Below are 19,952 nucleotides of genomic sequence, written 5' to 3'. Positions count from 1 at the left end.
TTTTTTTTGTAGCCTTACTTGGAATTGCTCATGATTTGCCTTGAGATGATGATAACGAGTATGCTGCCTGCGGATCTGAGAAATTTAAATCGTCATCATCAACAGGACGAGGTTGTTGACGCCGCATAATGCTGTATACGACAGGTACAAAGATCAGAGTAGCGACTGTTGCAGCTGATAAGCCGCCAATTACAGCGCGACCCAAGGGTGCATTCTGTTCACCACCTTCACCAAGACCGAGAGACATTGGCACCATCCCGATAAGCATGGCTAAGGCAGTCATCAACACAGGACGCAATCTTGTATAGCCCGCCGCTAGGGCTGCTTTATAGGCATTTTCCCCTTCCTGACGCTGCTCATTTGCAAAAGTGATCATTAGAATACTGTTTGATGTCGCCACACCTATACTCATAATTGCACCCATTAATGAAGGAACGCTCAGGGTGGTACGGGTGACAAATAGCATCCAAATGATCCCTGCTAAGGCACTTGGCAGCGCCATCATAATAATCAGGGGATCGAGCCAAGATTGGAAGTTCACTACCATTAAGCAGTAAACCAGCACAATTGCAAACACAAGTCCTAAACCAAGTCCTAGAAAGGAAGAGTTCATCGTTTGCACTTGCCCTCGGATAGTAATCTGACTACCCTTAGGCAATTTTTTCTGATAATCAGCGATGATTCGATTTACATCGCGGGCAACTCCCCCAAGGTCGCGACCAGAGGAATTAGCGTAGATATCGAAAACTGGCTGAATGTTGTAGTGATTGACAACTTGCATCACTGTGTCGCGTTTGACAGTAGCCAAATTACCCAAAAGTTGAGGTGCAGTTTGAGCGTTGCCAACTGGCGTATTTTTCAGGCTGTCAATAGAGTTAATTTTATACTGGGGAACTTGTACAGCAAGGGTGTAACTCACGCCTTTTTTGGGATCAAGCCATTGGTTGATTGCGGCTTGACCGCTTGAACTTAAGGAAGTGAGGACGCTATTGGCAACATCACGCTGGGTCATACCCAGTTGTTGAGCCTCGGTGCGATCTACATCAAGACGTAATTTTGGAGCATCGACAACTTGCTGGAGATGTACATCTACAGCGCCAGGAACGCGCGTCATCCGTGCTGCGATTTGTTGGGCAATTTCAAAGTTCCCCTTTGAGTTTTTCAGAGGGCCAGATATTTGCACGTCAACAGCAGCAGGTAAACCGAAATTGAGAATTTGAGTCACAATATCAGCCGGCTCAAAAAAGAAGGTGTAGTTGGGAAATGTCGCTTTCAATTTCTGGCGGAGTTGCTTGACGTAAGAAAAAGTTGAACCAGATTCTTTTAGGGAAACAAGAATATCAGCATCAGCCTGCCCAATTGTGGCACCGTTGTAGCCATAGGTAAGGTTAATGCCACTGGTGGGTAAGCCGATATTATCCAAAATCAGAGAGAGATTGTCTTTCGGTACAGTCTGGCGGATAACGCCTTCGACTTGGCTGACAATTCTTTCTGTCTCTTCCAAACGAGTACCAGGTAAGGCTCGAACATGTAGGCTAAACTGACCACCATCGACTTCCGGGAAAAAGTCTTGACCGACGAACGGCAATAAAACTCCTGCACTGACAATAAATGCACCAAACAGCACAAAAACTATACGGCGGTGATTTAATGCTGAGGCCAGGACATTGTAGTACCAACTGCGAAATTTCTCAAATTGTCGGTTAAACTTTTCGTGTAGCCGCCATATCCAATCTTTCTTAACAGGTTCGGCAGTTTTCGTTGTTGTCTCTGAATTTTGGTGGTGGTTGTCGCGACCATTATTGTTTTGAACTAGCGAATCTATATGATGGTTGTCGCTATGACCATTATTATTTTGGACTGGCGAATCTATTATATGATGGTTGTCGCCATGACCATTATCGTTTTGGACTGGCGAATCTAGATGATGGCGATCGCTATGACCATTATGATTCTCGCTTTCTCTATGCCAGTCTGCTTCTTGTGGTAAAAGATAGCTGGCCATTGTCGGAACTACAGTCCGAGATAGCACATAGGAAGCAAGCATCCCAAATACTACCGCCATCGCTAGCGGGACAAATAGGTACTTTGCCACTCCACTGAGAAACACGACCGGTACAAAGACAATACAAATACATAATGTTGCTACAAGTGCTGGAGTGGCGATTTGCTGCGCCCCATCTAAGATTGCTCGCTTGATTGGTTTACCTTGTCCGAGATTTCGGTGGATATTTTCAATTTCTACTGTGGCATCATCTACAAGAATACCAACAGCTAAGGACAAACCACCTAAGGTCATGATGTTAAAAGTTTGTCCCAAAGGACTCATCACAATGATCGAAACCAGCATCGACAGGGGAATCGATACGGCTACAATTACAGTGCTGCGCCAACTTCCCAGGAAAATCAAAATCATCAGCGCGGTGAGACATGCTGCAATCAATCCTTCTTTGAGAACGCCTTGAATAGAAGCTTTTACAAATATAGATTGATCGAACAAAAACGCTAAATTCAGTTCTGGGGGCAAGGTGGATTGGATGCGAGGCAAAGCTTTTTTTACCCGCTCGATCACATCAATCGTTGAGGCATTGCCACTCTTAAGGATACTAAGTAAGCTTGATCGTCTCCCATTCTGACGTACAATGTTTGATTGCACACCAAAGCCATCTCTTACCTGCGCGACATCACGAATTTTAGTCACAGTCCCATTAACTTGCTTAATTGGCAAGTCGTTGAGGGCTGACACCACATCTGGACTATTGTTGATTTGTACGGCGAAGTCGCGATCGCCTATCTTCATATCACCTGCGGGCAAGACCAGATTTTGGGCACTGACAGCATTAGTCACGTCTTGGGCAGAAATGCCATTAGCCAACATCGCTTGGGGATCGATATCAACCATAATTTGCCGAGGTTTACCACCATAAGGCAGAGGTACACTCGCCCCTTGCACTGTTGCTAATTGGGTGCGGACGAAGTTGGTAGCATAGTCGAAGAGTGCTTCTTCCGGTAAGGTTTTGCTACTGACACTCATCTGGATAATCGGCACACTAGAAGCGTTGTATTGAATGATGAATGGCGGTGTGATCCCAGGTGGCAAAGGGCGGAGAATTGTTTGGCTGACAGAGGTAATTTGAGCGACGGCTGAGGCGATATTAGCGTTGGGTTGGAAGAAAACCTTGACGACACTAACACCACTCAAAGATTGAGATTCAATGTGTTCGATGTCACCAACTGTTGTTGTCATGGCGCGTTCGCTAATGGTGACGATTCGCTGTGCCATTTCCTCAGATGTCGTACCAGTGTAAGTCCAAACTACGCTGACTACCGGAATGTTAATTGCGGGAAAGATGTCAACTGGTGTACTAAATATCGTGACTACACCCAGGATCACTATCATCAAAGCAGCGATCGCGAATGTATACGGAAGACGTAAAGCAATTTTGACGATCCACATAGTTAGCTAGGATACTTCAAAAGTTTTGGATGTTAAAGCTGTTTTGCTGAAGTTGACATTTTAGCTAATTGGAGTTGTTCTGTTTGGAGTTGCTCAACTAGCCACCCAATCTCCGATTGGATAACTTCAATTACACGCTTTTGTAATTTCGCTTGATATAAATCATCAGTAACTTCAAGTGCTTTTTTGTCTACCAGGCGTAACCGACATGACATCAATCGATGTTCAATTAACTGCACTCGTTCTTCGGGTAATAAATAACCAAAGAAAAAAAATTTGATTAAAAATCGCGATCGCGCATTCACCCAACTTTCATGAGGATATGCCAGCATCTCTTGATACCAAGTGGTTTTGCCGTGGGGTGTAATCTGATATATCTTTCCACACTGCCCATCTTCTTGTACCTGTTCGGCACATAGCATCACTTCACCTTGTTCTTCCATACGCTTGAGAAGCGGATAAATCCCGCCATAGTTGACACAAATACTGCAACTCATAAACATCTCTAGTTGCTGTTTGAGTCGATAACCATTTAAAGGCTCTCGCTGTAAGAGTCCTAATACTGCCAGCTTCAGCATTTTGCTATATCAATTTGATATGTTAATCAACAATATCAAATAGAGTCTTTTTCGCCAAGTACTTAAGGCTCATTTGTCAGGATTCTATGTGATGCCGCCGGATGCATATTGGGGGCAAAGCCGCAAGGGTTGGGTTAAGAAAGTTATCAGTTGAGGCAAGCAGGGGAAGACGAGGATTGGGGGAGAAACTTAAGTCTTCCTACTCTCATATAGCAGAGACGCGATTAATCGCGTCTCTACTTTGATTTTTGTTCGCGCAGCGTGGCGTAGCCATAATTATTTGCGTAGACAGGGAGTAGGGAGTGGGGAGTAGGGAGTAAGGAAGAAGCCTTTTTGGGGTGTAGTGATTTTTTTCAAAAATCAAATACGAGTCCTATATATATTATGGCAACAGTCATTAGCCCTTCTGCGCCATCCAAACGAGAAAACCCAAAATTTGCTCAACTGGAGGGAGAGGGTAATCTGTAAGGTCAATGGACGCACATTGCCCTTCTAACTTTAGAAACCGCCAAACCGTGCCACTAGTAACCGTTCCGTAAATCGTCGAGATCGGCTGTTGCTTTTGTTGGTTAAAGCGTTGAGCTGCAACCATTTCGGCGAGGCATTGACCTAGCGCTGGTTTCAGGTCTTCCTTCTTTGCTTCCACTAGAATAACCGCAGGAGCTTTGATAAATAGCTGTTCTGGGGAACGACTAATCAGAAAGTCAATATAGCCAGTGAGTTCAGCCTCCGGTTCTACATTGAATTCCTCACCAGAGAAAACGCTAATCTGTCCTTTAAGTTGGCGTTTTACCTCCAGTAACACAGGATTAATGATGCCCTCAGAACGGGCTTTCTCGCTACTGACTGCGATCGCCCAAGGAATTGTTTCTTTAAGAATATCCACAAGCAAAGGGGTAGGGGTGAGTGAGGGAATTTCTGGCAGGAAACGATCCCCTTCAACGATTGTGAGTTGGAAATCCTCTACAGCTTTACTAAGAGTGAATTTACTATAAGGCATAAGTTTTTAATCTAAAGAATTTTCTGCTGAAGCTGTAAAGACCGACGATAGAAGATACTTGCTTGGCTGATACCTTCTTTTGCCAGTAAGTCTTTTAAATATCCTTCTACTTCGAGAATCAATGGTTGCCATTCCATATCTTGAAGGGAGCAACGCGAAAATGTGAGGTGCTAAAAATCAGGCAGATAAATCACCTATTTCAGGGTGCGATATAACCCTCAATTCGCCCCGATTTTATGCAAAGCTGTACTAATAATTTGTCGCCCATGTTATCAGTGCTTGGGTTAAACCATCTAAAGTATATTCTTGGGCTTCTACATCTACACGTCCGAATAAAGCATGACAAGTTTTAGAGGTTTGGGGGCCGATAGAGGCAATACAAACTCCTTCTAATAATTGGCTAGCATCAGAGTTGGTAGAACATATTTTGTCAGTAAGTTGACAGAAAAATTGTACAGTTTTAGAACTGGCAAAGGTAATCACATCTACCTTGCGGTTTTGGAGAGCTAACTCTGCCACAGGTGGAATACCACTAGGACAACAAGATTGATATGCGGCAACTTCTATCACCTTTGCTCCCTTGGCAGTTAATTCCTTAACCAAAACTTCTCTTCCGCCGCTTTCAACTCTGGGAAATAAAACCTTTTTACCATCCAGTTTGTCTGGGAAATCTTCCACTAAAGAATCCGCAATAAAGCTGGGGGGAATAAAATCTGCTTGCAGAGAGCGTTGTTTGAGACTATGGGCTGTTTTCTCGCCAACAACGGCAATTTTGACGCCCGCTAAGGCACGGGTATCTTTACCTTGGGCGATTAGCCTTTCAAAAAAGTAGTCTATGCCATTAGTAGAAGTGAGAATTAACCAGTCGAAGTCAGATAAATGAGCGATCGCATTATCCAAAGCTTCCCAACTGGAGGGCGGGCCGATTACTAAGGTAGGCATTTCGATGACTGTTGCACCTGATGCGATCAGGCGATCGCTAAATTGGCTCGACTGTCCGACTGAACGTGTCACCAGGATTGTTTTGCCAGTCAGGGGAAGAGGGAATGAGGGGGATGAGGGAGATGAGGGAGATGAGGAAGAGGGGGGGAAGTTACTTAACATAGGTTGGGGTGTAGGAGTACTCTCGCTCCCAGGTTCTGGCTGGGAATGCCTGATAATTTCGTCTAAATATATATTCTCAGGTTGTAAGTACTTGCGTAGCCCAACAACTTCGCCAATCACAATTACTGCTGGAGAAAGGGATAATTCGGTGGTTTGTTCCAGAATATTGCCCAGTTGCCCTATCCAAATTTGTTGATCAGGAGTTCCTGCCCAACGGATGATCGCAATGGGTGTTAAGTGCGATCGCCCGTGTCGCACCAGTTGATGTACAATTTCTGGCAGATGTTGCCCTCCCATCAAAATTACCAGTGTCTCTAAGCGTGACAGTGCCTCCCAGTCTAAAACCTCTGGTTCGTGAGCTGTAAATACTGCAAAAGTGCGACTCAACACCGGATCTGTCAGGGGAATTCCTGCTAGCAAAGGTGCTGCAAGGGCTGAGGAAATTCCTGGTACTAGTTCAAAATCACAACCAGATGCTTTCAACGCTTCAATTTCGGAAGTGCAACGCCCAAAAATCAACGGATCGCCTGATTTGAGCCGTACAACTTGTTTTCCTTGCTGGCAATACTTTACTAGTAACTTGTTAATCTGTGCTTGGGTTGTACTGGGTTTACCACCGCGTTTGCCGACATCTAACTTCAAGCAATCAGGTGGTACGCACTGCAATAATTGAGCATCTACCAGGGCATCGTAGATTAAAACCTGAGCAGTAGCTAAGAGATTGTAAGCTTTTACTGTTAGGTATGCTACATCTCCAGGCCCAGCACCTACGAGGTAAACTTTGCCCCTTTCTTGAATCATGTCCATTTGTCATTTGTCAATAGTTCTTCTTCCCCACTCCCCATGCCCTTTATTCAATTCGTCCGGGTATTAATTTTTTGGATTAACTGATCAATTTGCTCAACCATCTCTTTGTTTTCCGCAGCTTTGAATAACTCTCTGGCTTTTTTAAGATTAACGATCGCTTCTTGTGGCTGTTGTTGTCTTCCTAAAGTGATTCCCAAATTATAGTAAGTGAATGCATCGTTGGGTACGAGGCTAATGGCTTTTTTGTAATGTGCGATCGCTTCTTGAGGTTTACCTTGATCGTCCATCGCATTTCCCAAACCCGTGTAAGCTTGTGCATGTTTGGGATCAAGGCGAATCGCTTCGGTATAGTCGGCGATTGCTTCTGCTAGCTTGCCTTGAGCGTAAAAAGCGCTTGCTAAATTATAGTGAGCGTCTGCATAGTTGGGAGTGAAGCTAATGGCTTTTTTGTAATGTGCGATCGCTTCTTCTAGTTTGCCTTGAGCGTAAAAAGCATTTCCCAAGGCATTATAAGCTACTGTATTTTTCGGTTCAATGCGAATGGCTATTATATATTCCGCGACTGCTTCTTGTGGTTTTCGTTGAGCGTACAAGGCGTTCCCTAAGTAATAGTGAGCGTCTGCATAGTTGGGATCAAAGCTAATGGATTTTTTGTAGTGGGTAACTGCTTCTGCCAGCTTACCTTGATCGTACAGAGCATTTCCCAGACGCGCATAAGTTGGGGCATAGCTGGGTTTGAGGCGAATGGCTGCTGTATATTCGATGACTGCTTCTGTTAGTTTGCCTTGAGCGTACAGAGCATTTCCTAAGTTATACTGAGCTTCAGCATACTTGGGTTCAAGGCTGAGGGCTTGCTTATATTGGGCGATCGCAGCTTCTAACTGATTGAGTCTTGCTAAAGTCAAACCCAAATTAAAGTATGCTCCAGCGTCTTTCGGATCGAGGCTAATGGCTTTTTTGTAAAGAGCGATCGCTTCTTGTGGTTTCCCTTGATCGTCGAGAGTATTTGCCAAAGCAATATAAGCTTGTACAAAGTTCGGTTCTAGTTTAATTGCTTTCTTAAAAGCCGCCTCTGCTCCTTTTAAATCTCCTTGTTTGTAGAGATTGGTTCCTTGCTCAAAGTGAGCAACTGCGTTTTTGTTCTGAGGAATTGCGGGCTGTGCGGAGTCATCAATTTTTGATAAAACAACCCCAACATCTTTACCAAAGCCACTACTAGCATTACTCAAACACAAGCAGATAATAGCTGCTACCAGTATATTCTTGTTTTTCAGCATTTTTATTACCTTATCTGCTTGGTTTACGGTAACGGGGATAAAGACAAGAGCCACAAAACTTAAAGCCGTCTTTTATGACAGGGTTTTAGACCCATCTTTTTGATAAAAATACCCCATCCCCGAAGAGCTTGCTCTTTGGGGAGTAAAAGCATAGGTTTGGCGGGACTATAACAGGAATTATAAGTGATTAACCTAACTTGATACAAGTGTAGTCTGAGAGGTTGTTTGAAAAGTATTGGGCGAATAGAATTGCCTGCGGCACGCTGACGCGAACGCTACTACACAAACGAATGCGAACAGCGTCTCGCAGAGTAGTCCACCTCCGTGGACTAAGGAAAAATCAAGGTTTTAACCCACGGAGGTGGGTTTTGTCTGTGTAGCCGCGACTTCTAGTCGCCCGGCTAGTAAAAATTAGATTTTTCAAACATCCTCTGATATAATTGTCCATTTGTACACAATAAATGGAGCTTTATTAGTAGGAAAAAGCCGTTTTTTAGGTAATCGCTGATGCTTTTGTTTCCATAAATTGAACAATGGCTGCAATTAATTCTTCTGGGTTAAGAGGCTTGGGTAAATGCATCTGAAACCCAGCTTTTAGTCCTTTTTCCTGGTCATCGTTTCTAGCAAAGGCAGTCAAGGCAATTGCTGGAATTTCTCCACCTTGTTCTGGTGTCCAAGTTCTTACTTGATGTATTAACATATAGCCATCCATATCGGGCATCCCAATATCGCTAACCAACACATCTGACTTTACCTCTGCTAAGGTTTGTAAAACCTCGCGCTAGCTGCCAACGATAGGAGCCATCAAAAGCCCGTTTAAAGCGATATTCATTGTTATATATAGTCTTATTTTTTACAGCATTAGACCAAATTTCATCAGCACTTTGGATATCATCTGGATGCAATGCAGTCAACCAACCAGAACCCAAGGATTGCTCTAATGTTAGCCCAGTGTATTCACACCAATTTTGATTAAATGTAAGGGCAATGAAGGGAGTGGTCAAACTTGCAAAGATTGCGGGCATAATTAAGGCAAACACTGAGAAATCGCAAAATAAAAACCATTCTCAACATGATGATGGGAATGGTAAAAAAATAAAATTAGGAGACGGAACAAGGAAATTTAATCTCCGCAATCTCATTCAACTTAAGATTTACTTGACTTAGCACTCATTTTATCTAACAGTTCAGCGATTTTTTTAGCTTTTTCAGGTTGGCGCTGTTTTTGTAATAAATCTTTAGCTTGTAGCAGGTTAGTTTTAGCTTCCTGTTCTCGCTCTTGCTGCATGAGAATATTTGCCAGACGCAAGTAAGCATCAGGATTTTTCGGACTGCGACGAATCACTTCCCGGAATAATTCTGTTGCTTCCTCTACTTGGCCTTGCTGGTTTAAAACATCTCCCAAAAACAAGCGCACCACATCATTAGTAGAGTTGAGGGAAATCACTTTGCGAAACGCTGCTTCTGCGCCTTGGTAATCTTTTTCTTGAGCAAGATTGATTCCTTTTTGAAACAAGTCTGAGGTAATCAAAGTTTTCCAAGCGAAATAGCCAAGTATTGATAGACTGAGAACAACTACAACAGCAGGAATAATAGAACTAGTGGGAAAGGTTTCTAGCATTGTCTAAGCCAAAAAACAGGCGATAGGAAAAATCAGATATTCGATAAAAAAGAGTTTCCAGATAAATTGGTAGAATTGAGCGATCGCACTTTTATCTTGTAAGTCTACAGCCAAACTCCGTAACCACATCCAAGCTAGCAGCGCTAAATGGGCAATTACCAGAAATATAGGGTTAACTGAGGCTATATCTAGCACACCAACTAGAATTATTCCTAGATAGCAGACAGTTATCACCCAAAGAGCCAGATTAAACACAGCCTGCGAACCGAGTTGGATAGTGAAAGTAGAGATATTATAGAGGCGATCGCCTTCCATATCTGGTATATCTTTAAAGATAGCGATCGCAAAGGTAAACACCAAGATAAATAATGTCAGCGCCCACACCACGGGCGGAATTCCTTGGCTTTGTTTCAGCACCCAACTATAATGCAAATACAATCCTAAATTAACAATTGTGCCGCGCACCGAAAAAATACATAGCGCTGCCCAAAATGGAAACTGTTTCAAGCGAATTGGCGGTAAAGAATAAGCAGTACCAATCGCCAAACTAATCGCCACCATACCAAATAAGAATGGCCCAGTTAGCCACGCCACAACTAGCGCCAAAATCCCAGTCAAAGCAACAATTAATTGCCCCGTCTGTTGGGAAAACTCACCTGATGCCAACGGTAAATGAGGCTTATTAATCTTGTCAATATCAACATCTTCTAATTGATTTAGCCCCACAATATAGACATTGCCACACAAACAAGCAATCCATGCGCCCAAAACCCGACTCAGTGGAATGCCAGAAAATCCAGTCGAGGAAACAGCAATGGCAATTAAATACAAACTCAACACACTCAGACTTGTACCAATAATCGTGTGAGGACGAGAGAATTTCCAGAAAGCGTATAACCAATGGAAATATGATTGAACGGCTTTGCGTGGCAAAGGGCTGTTTTGAGAACTCTGGCTCATGAGTAGCTTAGATTCAGTATTCTGGCTTATTGTTAACCATTGTTACAGAATTTGGTCATTAACAAGAGCCAAAGGTCTAGACGCACTGTATTTTCATCGGGGGGCAGGATTAGTCCTGTCAAGGTGACATGACATTATCTCCTTGGCAGCCAAAGCATGGGAATGCCCATTTAGGGCCTGCTGTCTATAAGCTGAAAAACATCTAAGAAAGCATAACCCAATTTAAACCTAACTCTTGTGGGGTGGGCATCTTGCCCACCCTAATGGCAGCAAGTTAAATGTGGAACAGTTTAGTCTAATTCGGCAGCAGTCCACGAACCAGAGGTTGGTAGTTTTTGGGTTTCAATGCCGATAAAATCTTACAACCAACCATGAGAATACTTCTTCCCGACTCCCGATAACGGTACAATCTCTTCAATAAACCAAAGAAATAGTTAAATCCAGAGTGCTTTTATGACGGCTGATTTAAAATTTACAGCGACATTTAACTTTGTTACCCTGCTATCCTATGCTGCGGTTGCGTATCGAGGGCAGGGAGGCAGATGCCCTAGTCCTGAAATATTAGTAAATGCGTTGCTAAAAGCAGAAAAATCTGCCAAGCAGCAACGGTTAACTTATCCGTTTGAGTCTCTTTTAGGTAAATGGCAACTTTCCTTTGTCACTGGCACTAATAAAGTCAGAAAGCGCGGGGGAATTCTATTAGGCAAGGGTTTCTATGTACCCAAGTTTATAACAGTTTATGTTTCCTTTAATCCCATTTTGTCAGAAGATTCAAGCAGAGGCGAAATTGTTAATCAGGTTGAATTTGGCCCAGTTTTGTTAAAGCTCACGGGGCCAGTGCAATATTCAACTAAGAAAAATTTATTGGCGTTTGATTTTAACCACATGCTTATCAGTCTGTTTGGTCGTGTTGTTTACAACAGACCAATCCGTTTTGGTAAAGTTAAAACAGAAGATTTCTACAACCAGCCCATAGCTAAACTGCCCTTCTTTGGCTTCTTTTCAGTGACGAAAGATTTTATTGCAGCTCGCGGTAGGGGAGGAGGATTGGCATTTTGGATTCGAGAAACTTAAAGACCCTGGAGAGCAAAACTCCGCCATTTAAACGGCTTTCTCTACACTTGTGATTTTTCTTTTTTTGGGTCAACCATCAAACTGGACGACAAGCAGACAAAATACTGTGCATATTTACTACCTGTCCAATGACTGCGATCGCAGGCGCACCAAATCCAGTTTGCTCTACCTGCTCTACAATTGTCTCTAAAGTACCAATCAATTCTTCTTGTTCTGGTCGCGTACCCCAACGCACCAAAGCAATCGGCGTTTCTAAATTCAACCCAGCTGCTCTAAATTGTTCCAGAATATAAGGCAGATTGTGAATTCCCATATAAATTACAATCGTTTCAGAACCTTGAGCGATCGCATTCCAATTCACTTGCGGTCTATACTTACCCGCCGCTTCATGACCCGTAACAAATGTCACGGATGAACTATACAGACGATGAGTCAAAGGGATACCTGCATAGGCGGCGGCTGCAATCCCGGATGTGATACCGGGCACAACTTCCGTTGAGATTCCCGCGTTGACTAATTCTGCCATCTCTTCGCCACCGCGACCAAAAATAAACGGATCGCCACCCTTTAAGCGCACCACAATTGCATGATCCTGCGCTTTATCAATCAGCAATTGAGTTGTTTCTTCTTGCAACAACGAATGTCTCCCCGCACGTTTACCAGCATTAATTTGCTCTGCTTGGGGATTAATCATTGCCAGAATTGCTGGACTGACTAAGGCATCATAGATAACTACATCTGCACATTCCAATAAACCTTTCGCCTTCAGGGTGATTAGTCCTGGATCTCCTGGCCCCGCACCTACTAAATAAACCTTTCCCAAATACTTGTTCTCCTGTTTTTCTGTGCGGTTCATCTATCTATTAAATCCCAAATTAACTCGGCTAATTCTGCACTTGCTCCCAGTGGTTCTGCCAATTGGAAATTCACCGCAGAAAATTGTAATTTTAGTTCCTCTATTGAGGCGGCGATCGCATCGGTTATTCCACCAGCGAATAAAAAGTATGGCAAAATTGCAATTTCTTTATAACCAGAAGCTACCAACTCTTTCACCCGTGATTCTAAACTACCAGGTACAGACCAATAAGCAGCCACTGCTCCCAAACTTCTTGCTATTGCTTGGACTGGTTTTTCCGAATCGGGGCGACGGCTACCATGAGTTAACAAAATCCATGCTTGTGCTTCTATAGTAGCAATTTGCTTTGCCAGTAATTTTTCCAAATCTGGGTGAGAACCTAAGTATGGTTGCAGATCAATCATGATATCTTGACCAACAGCCTGTTGTGCAAGTGCTACTTCGGCGGGAATATCTGTCATGACATGCACTCCCGGCAGCAGAAATAGCGGTACAATTTTTAAGCGATTCTCGTTTTGAGACAGTGTGCAATCGCCAAAAGCGCTCTTGGCAAATTCTTGAATCTGCTCATGCAAAGGCTGAGGACTCATTTCTAAAACAGCTATGCCAACCAGATGTTCGCTATTTAATGGATTGTGATTTTTTGGCAATTTCTGACATACCAGCTTTGCTAGTTGCTGCATAGCAATTTCTGGGCGGCGATCGCGACTTCCGTGAGATACTAGCAGATAGGCAGATGACATCGGCAAAGCTTCAACTCTCAGTTACTAATTCTCATATCTTACTTAATCTTAAGCTGGTAGTAATATAGCAGTTCTCGTTTCCATGAAGTACATTATTCAGCCTCACCCCCAACCCCTCTTTGTGAGATCAAAGGGGAGTGTTTGCTTTACTCAAATACGGGGCGAGGTGACGACTGGATGGCACCGAAGTGATAACCGCTACAAGTACTCTGGCGATCGTTGAAACTATTATCAATTACTAAATAGAAGTATTCTTAATCACTTTTATATTCTGCCTCTGCTCCTTGCCTTATTGTTGTTCGGCAGTGTAAGTATAAAATTGATCAAAAGCTGCCACTGTTTCAAATTTGTAAGAAGGTATCCAAGAATTTATTTTTAAATCTGTACGGTAAATGCTAAAAATAATGTAATTTTGTCTTTCTGTAGTCTTGGCAATAATTTCTTGCATTTGCGGGTTAGCCGAGTCAACCAACTTATCACAATTAAAACGGATTAAATTTTCTATAATATTCGTGGTTTTTTTACATACATCGGTTTTTAAGTATTTTGTCAGCCGTTGTACTGCATATTCTTCATATTTAACCTGACTGGGATTGGTCTTCGCCATTGTCACACCCAAGGCGGCGAGTCCTGCTGCTGCTCCAGTATATGCAATGATGGTTAAGGGTTTCATGTTTGCCAACTAAAATTCATTATAATCACTTAGATTCGGGAGACTCTAAATCAACTGAGTCCGTTCCTTTAACAAAAACTCTTGCTCGCTTGCCAAATAATTGCTATAATTGAAATTGTTGAATGGCGAGCGTAGCCAAGTGGTTAAGGCAGTGGTTTGTGGTACCACCATTCGTGGGTTCAATTCCCATCGTTCGCCCTATATAATTTCATAGTGATTCATATATTACTATAGAATATGGGTTTTGGTTGTGAACATTGATAACCATTACTTCCGAAAGGATCTGCTCTCTACGAGTTCAGGGACTTGAAAGGGTTGCAAACTTACGATGATTTATTAGCTTATCTTATCAATAAGTTGATGTATATAAGCAAATCTACTTCCTAAATGAAAATTAGGTGTGCAATGTCTTATAACAAGCCACAACTCTTCTCTACGAGAGGCTGCGCCAAGGAGAGGCTTTGCGTAGCTTGCTTCTTTGCAAGAGTAAGTGTCTATACAACGACGATAGTGTAAAAAAATTTGATAAGTAATATCATCATGTCCGGTTAAACACTTGTCATTGCTCCCGTTCGCACAGCGTCTCGTAGAGAAGCGAACGCAATGACATATCACAACTAATTTACCGGAAATGATATAAGTGGGCAAGAATAAATCAAACTATGTTACGCAATGTAAAATTAATTAAACCCTAACTGACTATAAACCTTTAATTATTCACACCCTTTTTATATTAAGATTCCCGACTTCTCCAAGAAGTCGGGAATTTGAGCTTCAGAAGTTTTTGAATTTTTGAACACACGAATAATCATAAAAGTCAGCCAACAGAAGGCAAGCAAAGAGATAATCACAATGCTGTCTATAGTGTGGTCACAAGCTGTTAACTTATGTTTAAATTCCCTGATGAAACCATGTTTGAATTTTGAATTGTTAACGGGGTGTTGATAATCAGATACACCCAAATAAATGATATAGTAAAGAATAAATCAAGTAGTTGAGGGCGTGACAGGTTGTGCCCAAATTATTTTTAGAGAGTTTTTTCCTAACCTCTATCAAAAGAAATAAAAATTGTATTCCTTTAGTTAGATCCATAAAGATTGAGTCATAGATACTTTAGTTAAAGCAGAACACGATTTAAGTGCAATCTGAAAAGTTGCTACTTATAGGTACACAGATAAATATGATTTATCTGTGTTATTTCGTGTTTATATGTGGTTTAAGAAAAGGTAGAGGCTTATTTGTCTCGTCTTGAAAGTCAACAATACAAACATCGTCATCTAGTGGAGTTGCTATGTCTGAATTGCTTCAAGCAGTCTTAGATAGTGAAGAAAAAAGTGATTTGCGTTCCTTTCTTAGTGAATTACGCCAACAAGAAAAGAAGTACTTACTGCGGAACGACATACTTAATGTATATAGTGAGTATTGCTCAAAGTCCCAGAAACCTGAGGAATTTTACGCTACCTCTGAGTTAGGCAAACTTATTTACTATACTCAGGAAATTATTCAGGAGGAGTCAAACTTTTGTTTGATTATCCGTTCTAAGATTGCCAGCCAAGAAGTTTATCGGTTGACATCAGACTTGAGCATTGAACCGATGACGGTGCAGGATCTGTTGGATATGCGCGATCGCTTGGTGAACAAATATCATCCTAACGAGGGCGACCTGCTAGAATTGGACTTCGGCCCGTTTTATGACTACTCTCCAACAATCCGCGACCCCAAAAATATTGGTAAGGGGGTACAATTTCTCAACCGCTATCTATCCAGCCAACTATTTCAAGACTCCAAACAATTGCTGGACAGCTTATTGAATTTCTTGCGGCTGCACCACTACAACGGTGTTCAACTGCTGCTTAACGATCGCATTCAATCACAGCAGCAACTTTCCGAGCAAGTTAAGAAAGCTATCGGTTTTGTTAATAATCGCCCCGAAGATGAACCCTACGAACAATTCCGATTCCAATTGCAGTCAATGGGTTTTGAACCGGGTTGGGGTAACACCGCAGGGCGAGTGCGGGAAACTTTAAATATTCTCGATGAATTGATTGATTCTGCCGATCCTCAGACCCTAGAAGCCTTCATTTCACGGGTTCCGATGATTTTTAAAATCGTCTTGGTGTCAGCTCACGGTTGGTTTGGGCAAGAGGGAGTGTTGGGGCGTCCCGATACTGGCGGTCAGGTAGTTTACGTCCTTGACCAGGCAAAGAGTCTAGAGAAGCAGCTACAAGAAGATGTCCTGCTTGCGGGTTTAGAGAAATTGAATGTCGAGCCAAAGGTAATTATTCTCACCCGCTTGATTCCCAATAGTGATGGCACCCTTTGTAATCAACGGCTAGAAAAAGTCCACGGTACGGAAAATGCCTGGATTTTGCGAGTGCCTTTACGGGAATTTAATCCTAACATGACTCAAAACTGGATTTCCCGGTTTGAGTTTTGGCCTTATCTAGAAACTTTCGCCATTGATTCAGAAAGAGAACTACGGGCAGAATTTCAAGGCACACCTGACTTAATAGTTGGAAACTATACTGATGGGAATTTAGTGGCATTCTTGCTGGCGCGACGGCTGAAAGTTACCCAATGCAATGTTGCCCATGCTTTGGAGAAATCTAAATACTTGTTCAGTAACCTCTACTGGCAAGAATTAGAGGAGAAATATCATTTTTCATTGCAATTCACAGCTGATTTGATTGCAATGAATGCTGCTAATTTTGTTGTCAGCAGCACCTACCAAGAAATTGTCGGAACACCGGATAGCGTGGGACAGTACGAGTCTTATAAGTGCTTCACTATGCCGGAGTTGTACCATGTGACCAATGGCATTGAATTATTTAGTCCCAAATTTAATGTCGTACCGCCGGGAGTAAACGAAAATAATTACTTCCCCTACACCCGGACTAAAGACCGAGTAGAGAGCGATCGCCAACGCCTTGCAGAAACACTCTTTACTCTGGAAGACCCCACGCAAATCTTTGGCAAACTCGACGATCCTAACAAGCGCCCTCTCTTCTCAATGGCGCGTCTTGACCACATCAAAAACCTCACAGGTTTAGCTGAATGTTATGGTCAAAGTAAAGAATTACAAGAGCATTGCAATTTAATTTTGGTGGCGGGTAAATTGCGCGTCGAAGAATCAGGCGACAACGAAGAACGTGACGAAATTATCAAACTCTACCAAATAATTGAGGAGTACAATCTCCACGGAAAGATTCGTTGGCTGGGTGTGCGCCTGACTAAAACTGATTCTGGTGAAATTTACCGAGTCATTGCCGATCATCAGGGAATTTTTGTACAACCAGCTTTATTTGAAGCTTTTGGGTTGACAATTTTAGAATCGATGGTTTCAGGATTACCAACTTTTGCCACCCAGTTTGGTGGGCCACTGGAGATTATTCAAGATAAGGTTAATGGCTTTTTGATTAACCCAACGAATTTAGATGACACAGCCACAAAAATTGTGGAATTTATCACAAAATGCGAACAGAATCCTAACTATTGGAATGAAATTTCGCAGCGAGGAATTGACCGGGTTTATAGCACCTATACTTGGAAAATTCACACTACCAAGCTGTTATCATTAGCACGGATTTATGGCTTCTGGAACTTTACCTCGAAGGAGAATCGGGAAGATTTGCTGCGTTATCTTGAGGCTTTGTTCTATTTAATTTACAAGCCAAGAGCGCAACAGCTATTAGAGCAGCATAAGTACCGATAATAAGTTAGAAGGGATAAGCTGTTCCATATTTAACTCAATACGCTTGGATTAAGGATTTTTGGTATGTAGAGACTAGCAATTGCTAGTCTCTACTTAACCCAAGCGTATGTAAGAGTATGCAAATTACTCTGGACAAAAAGCTTTATTTATGTATTAACGCAATAATAAAGATTTACCTTTTGAATATTGTCAACAAGCAAGATTTAATGCCAATATATCAGAAATTATTGATAAAATGTACTGACCCTAGCTAGATAAGCTAAATCACAATTACTATTGAGGTCTATTTGTGAAATAAGCAGCCCAAAAGCTTAAAAATCAGGAAACCATTCCATGAGCGATCTGACCAGTGACAGCCAACTATCAAGGATTGTTTTGAAGGGCTTTAAGTCTATTGCTGAATGTGACCTTAAGCTTTTGAACGTATCGCGGCAGTCCCCAATCTCAACTCTTAGTAGGTTGGGGATTAGAGCGGTTGACGACGTTTGCATCTATTACCAAAATCAACAACAATGTTGATTTTGGTAATAGATGTTTGAGTTGTCAACAATCTTTATTTGGTAATGCTTTTATATAATCTTGGATTACTTCAGACATTGAAACTCCCAAGTATTTAGCATACTTCTCTATTTTTTCTTTCTCTTGCTTGGTGAGCCTTACTATAACTTTTTCAGTTCTAGCCATATATTTTACCGGGATACGTGTTAGTCTTATTGTATATACATACAGGTAGGCAAAACAAGGGGGTGATTAGACTGTGGCTATTAGAAGAATGACTTTTCGGTTATATCCAAATACTCAAATAGAAAAAGACCTGCGGTATCATCGAAAGCTTCATAAGGATTTATTCAATGCCGCAGTCAATAACAGGTTTACTCAATATCAAAAGTTCAATCATCGGGTTGATTATTTTGAGCAACAGAATTGTTTACCAGCATTTAAAGAAGTCTGGACAGAGTACAAAAAACTTCCCAGCCATGCACTGCAAGCAACTCTCAAGCGTGTTGATTATGCTTTTGAGCGTTGGTTAAAAGGATTAGCCAAATGTCCTAGATTCAAGTCAATTAGACATTATTCAGGTTGGACTTATCCAGACTGTGCAGGTTTCAAGGTAGAGTCAGACGGTGAAAATGGTTATCTGAATTTATCTAAAATTGGGCGTATTCAGATGCGTGGACAGGCTAAGTACTGGGGCAAACCAACTACTTGCACTATCGTTTTTCGGAATGGAAAATGGTACGCATCTATTACAGTTGACATTTTAGATCAAGTTCTGAAACCAGAGATTTTACCCATTGGTGCTATCGGCATTGATCTGGGATGTAACGCAGCGTTATCAATTACTGACGGCGAGAATCATCAACAAATCGACGCTCCTAAGTTTTTGAGAAATGCTGAACATCTAATTAAGAAAGCATCTAAGGAGAAAAGACGAAAACGCGCACCGAATAGAAAGAAGAAAATATTTGCTTCTAGAAGATGGAAAAAAGCTGTTATCAAAGTTAGTAAACTAAAATGCAAAGTTGCTAACCAGAGGCAGAATTGGGTTCATCAAGTCGCCTCACTTATCACTAGCAGTAACAGCATGGTAGCGACTGAAAAGCTAGAAGTCAAAAACATGACCCGAAAAGCAAAAATTGGCAACCGTAAAAAGCAAAAGGCTGGACTAAATAAGTCCATTCTTGACGTTGGTTTTGGAGTGTTACGCAGCACTATCAAATACAAAGTAGAACAGATTGGTGGTGTATTTATCGAAGTTCCAACGCGCCAAGTAAAGCCTTCTCAAACCTGTCCTAAATGCGGAAATCAGCACAAAAAGACACTCGATATCCGAGTGCATGAGTGCAGTGTTTGTAGATATTCGCAAGATAGAGATATTGCAGCAGCCGAAGTAATGCTTTATTGGGCTAAAGGAACTCTACCGGGGGCAGGAACTGTCCTCGTAGGCGCTGATCTTACTAGCTCTACCTCACGCACCCGCAAACAAGCAGGAAGCATGAGGCAAATGGGGGAATTGAAGCGCCAAAAATCTCAGGCTACGCTAGGGAATGTAGAAACCCCTGGCTCAAACGAAGTTAGCCAGGGGTAGT

The 19,952-nt window shown here is 42.2% G+C and carries 17 protein-coding genes and 1 tRNA gene; 4 read left to right on the top strand and 14 right to left on the bottom strand.

The window, feature by feature from the left end; genetic code table 11:
- Positions 1–28 precede the first annotated feature (28 nt).
- The 10 genes from HWQ23_RS23340 to HWQ23_RS23295 all read right to left on the bottom strand — a co-directional run bounded on the left by HWQ23_RS23340 (position 29) and on the right by HWQ23_RS23295 (position 10,804).
- On the bottom strand, positions 29–3,457 hold the full coding sequence (locus HWQ23_RS23340) for an efflux RND transporter permease subunit (protein ID WP_292833493.1): 3,429 nt from the start codon (positions 3,455–3,457) through the stop codon (positions 29–31).
- A gap of 32 nt (positions 3,458–3,489) precedes the next feature.
- The gene (locus HWQ23_RS23335; protein WP_292833490.1) at positions 3,490–4,035 is read right to left on the bottom strand and encodes a PadR family transcriptional regulator; all 546 of its coding nucleotides are present in this window, start codon (positions 4,033–4,035) and stop codon (positions 3,490–3,492) included.
- Positions 4,036–4,432: 397 nt separating this feature from the next.
- Positions 4,433–5,035 (bottom strand): hypothetical protein, encoded by a 603-nt coding sequence (locus tag HWQ23_RS23330; protein WP_292833487.1) that lies wholly within the window; start codon positions 5,033–5,035, stop codon positions 4,433–4,435.
- 11 nt (positions 5,036–5,046) lie between these two features.
- Complete coding sequence (locus tag HWQ23_RS23325) at positions 5,047–5,172, bottom strand: hypothetical protein (protein ID WP_292833484.1); 126 nt, start codon at positions 5,170–5,172, stop codon at positions 5,047–5,049.
- Positions 5,173–5,284: 112 nt separating this feature from the next.
- Positions 5,285–6,940 (bottom strand): uroporphyrinogen-III C-methyltransferase, encoded by a 1,656-nt coding sequence (gene cobA, locus HWQ23_RS23320; RefSeq protein WP_292833541.1) that lies wholly within the window; start codon positions 6,938–6,940, stop codon positions 5,285–5,287.
- Positions 6,941–6,993: 53 nt separating this feature from the next.
- Positions 6,994–8,223, bottom strand: a complete 1,230-nt coding sequence (locus HWQ23_RS23315) for a tetratricopeptide repeat protein (RefSeq protein ID WP_292833481.1) — start codon at positions 8,221–8,223, stop codon at positions 6,994–6,996.
- Positions 8,224–8,716: 493 nt separating this feature from the next.
- Entirely contained in the window at positions 8,717–8,965 is a 249-nt protein-coding gene (locus HWQ23_RS23310; RefSeq protein ID WP_334886829.1) for a response regulator, read from the bottom strand.
- Positions 8,955–9,248, bottom strand: coding sequence for a PAS domain-containing protein (locus HWQ23_RS23305; RefSeq protein WP_292833478.1), 294 nt, complete (start codon positions 9,246–9,248; stop codon positions 8,955–8,957). Before HWQ23_RS23305 ends, HWQ23_RS23310 begins: the two co-directional genes overlap by 11 nt.
- A gap of 122 nt (positions 9,249–9,370) precedes the next feature.
- The gene (locus HWQ23_RS23300; protein ID WP_292833475.1) at positions 9,371–9,844 is read right to left on the bottom strand and encodes a tetratricopeptide repeat protein; all 474 of its coding nucleotides are present in this window, start codon (positions 9,842–9,844) and stop codon (positions 9,371–9,373) included.
- A 3-nt stretch (positions 9,845–9,847) separates the two neighbouring features.
- Positions 9,848–10,804: a homogentisate phytyltransferase gene (locus HWQ23_RS23295; RefSeq protein WP_292833472.1), complete on the bottom strand. Its 957-nt coding sequence runs from the start codon at positions 10,802–10,804 to the stop codon at positions 9,848–9,850.
- Positions 10,805–11,257: 453 nt separating this feature from the next.
- Here HWQ23_RS23295 and HWQ23_RS23290 point away from each other — a divergent pair, with 453 nt between their 5' ends.
- Positions 11,258–11,878: a hypothetical protein gene (locus HWQ23_RS23290; RefSeq protein WP_292833469.1), complete on the top strand. Its 621-nt coding sequence runs from the start codon at positions 11,258–11,260 to the stop codon at positions 11,876–11,878.
- A gap of 76 nt (positions 11,879–11,954) precedes the next feature.
- Here HWQ23_RS23290 and cobA (HWQ23_RS23285) read toward each other — a convergent pair whose 3' ends face one another.
- The 3 genes from cobA (HWQ23_RS23285) to HWQ23_RS23275 all read right to left on the bottom strand — a co-directional run bounded on the left by cobA (HWQ23_RS23285) (position 11,955) and on the right by HWQ23_RS23275 (position 14,150).
- Positions 11,955–12,734, bottom strand: a complete 780-nt coding sequence (gene cobA / locus HWQ23_RS23285) for a uroporphyrinogen-III C-methyltransferase (RefSeq protein WP_292833466.1) — start codon at positions 12,732–12,734, stop codon at positions 11,955–11,957.
- The gene (locus HWQ23_RS23280) at positions 12,731–13,477 is read right to left on the bottom strand and encodes a sirohydrochlorin chelatase (protein ID WP_292833463.1); all 747 of its coding nucleotides are present in this window, start codon (positions 13,475–13,477) and stop codon (positions 12,731–12,733) included. The genes cobA (HWQ23_RS23285) and HWQ23_RS23280 overlap by 4 nt, the downstream gene beginning before the upstream one ends.
- Positions 13,478–13,766: 289 nt before the next feature.
- Entirely contained in the window at positions 13,767–14,150 is a 384-nt protein-coding gene (locus tag HWQ23_RS23275) for a DUF4359 domain-containing protein (protein ID WP_292833460.1), read from the bottom strand.
- Between the two features lie 125 nt (positions 14,151–14,275).
- Here HWQ23_RS23275 and HWQ23_RS23270 point away from each other — a divergent pair.
- Positions 14,276–14,348 (top strand) — tRNA-His (locus HWQ23_RS23270).
- Positions 14,349–15,441: 1,093 nt separating this feature from the next.
- Positions 15,442–17,862, top strand: a complete 2,421-nt coding sequence (locus HWQ23_RS23265; protein ID WP_292833457.1) for a sucrose synthase — start codon at positions 15,442–15,444, stop codon at positions 17,860–17,862.
- Between the two features lie 543 nt (positions 17,863–18,405).
- Here HWQ23_RS23265 and HWQ23_RS23260 read toward each other — a convergent pair.
- Positions 18,406–18,546 (bottom strand): ribbon-helix-helix domain-containing protein, encoded by a 141-nt coding sequence (locus HWQ23_RS23260; protein ID WP_292833454.1) that lies wholly within the window; start codon positions 18,544–18,546, stop codon positions 18,406–18,408.
- 88 nt (positions 18,547–18,634) lie between these two features.
- Here HWQ23_RS23260 and HWQ23_RS23255 point away from each other — a divergent pair, with 88 nt between their 5' ends.
- Positions 18,635–19,951: an RNA-guided endonuclease InsQ/TnpB family protein gene (locus HWQ23_RS23255; protein ID WP_292833451.1), complete on the top strand. Its 1,317-nt coding sequence runs from the start codon at positions 18,635–18,637 to the stop codon at positions 19,949–19,951.
- Position 19,952: the final 1 nt, after the last annotated feature.

This window comes from Nostoc sp. JL33 (assembly GCF_017114985.1).
Taxonomy (GTDB): Bacteria; Cyanobacteriota; Cyanobacteriia; order Cyanobacteriales; family Nostocaceae; genus Nostoc.
Note: the sequence above shows the minus strand (reverse complement) of the source record. Positions and strands in the feature narration are given on the sequence as shown.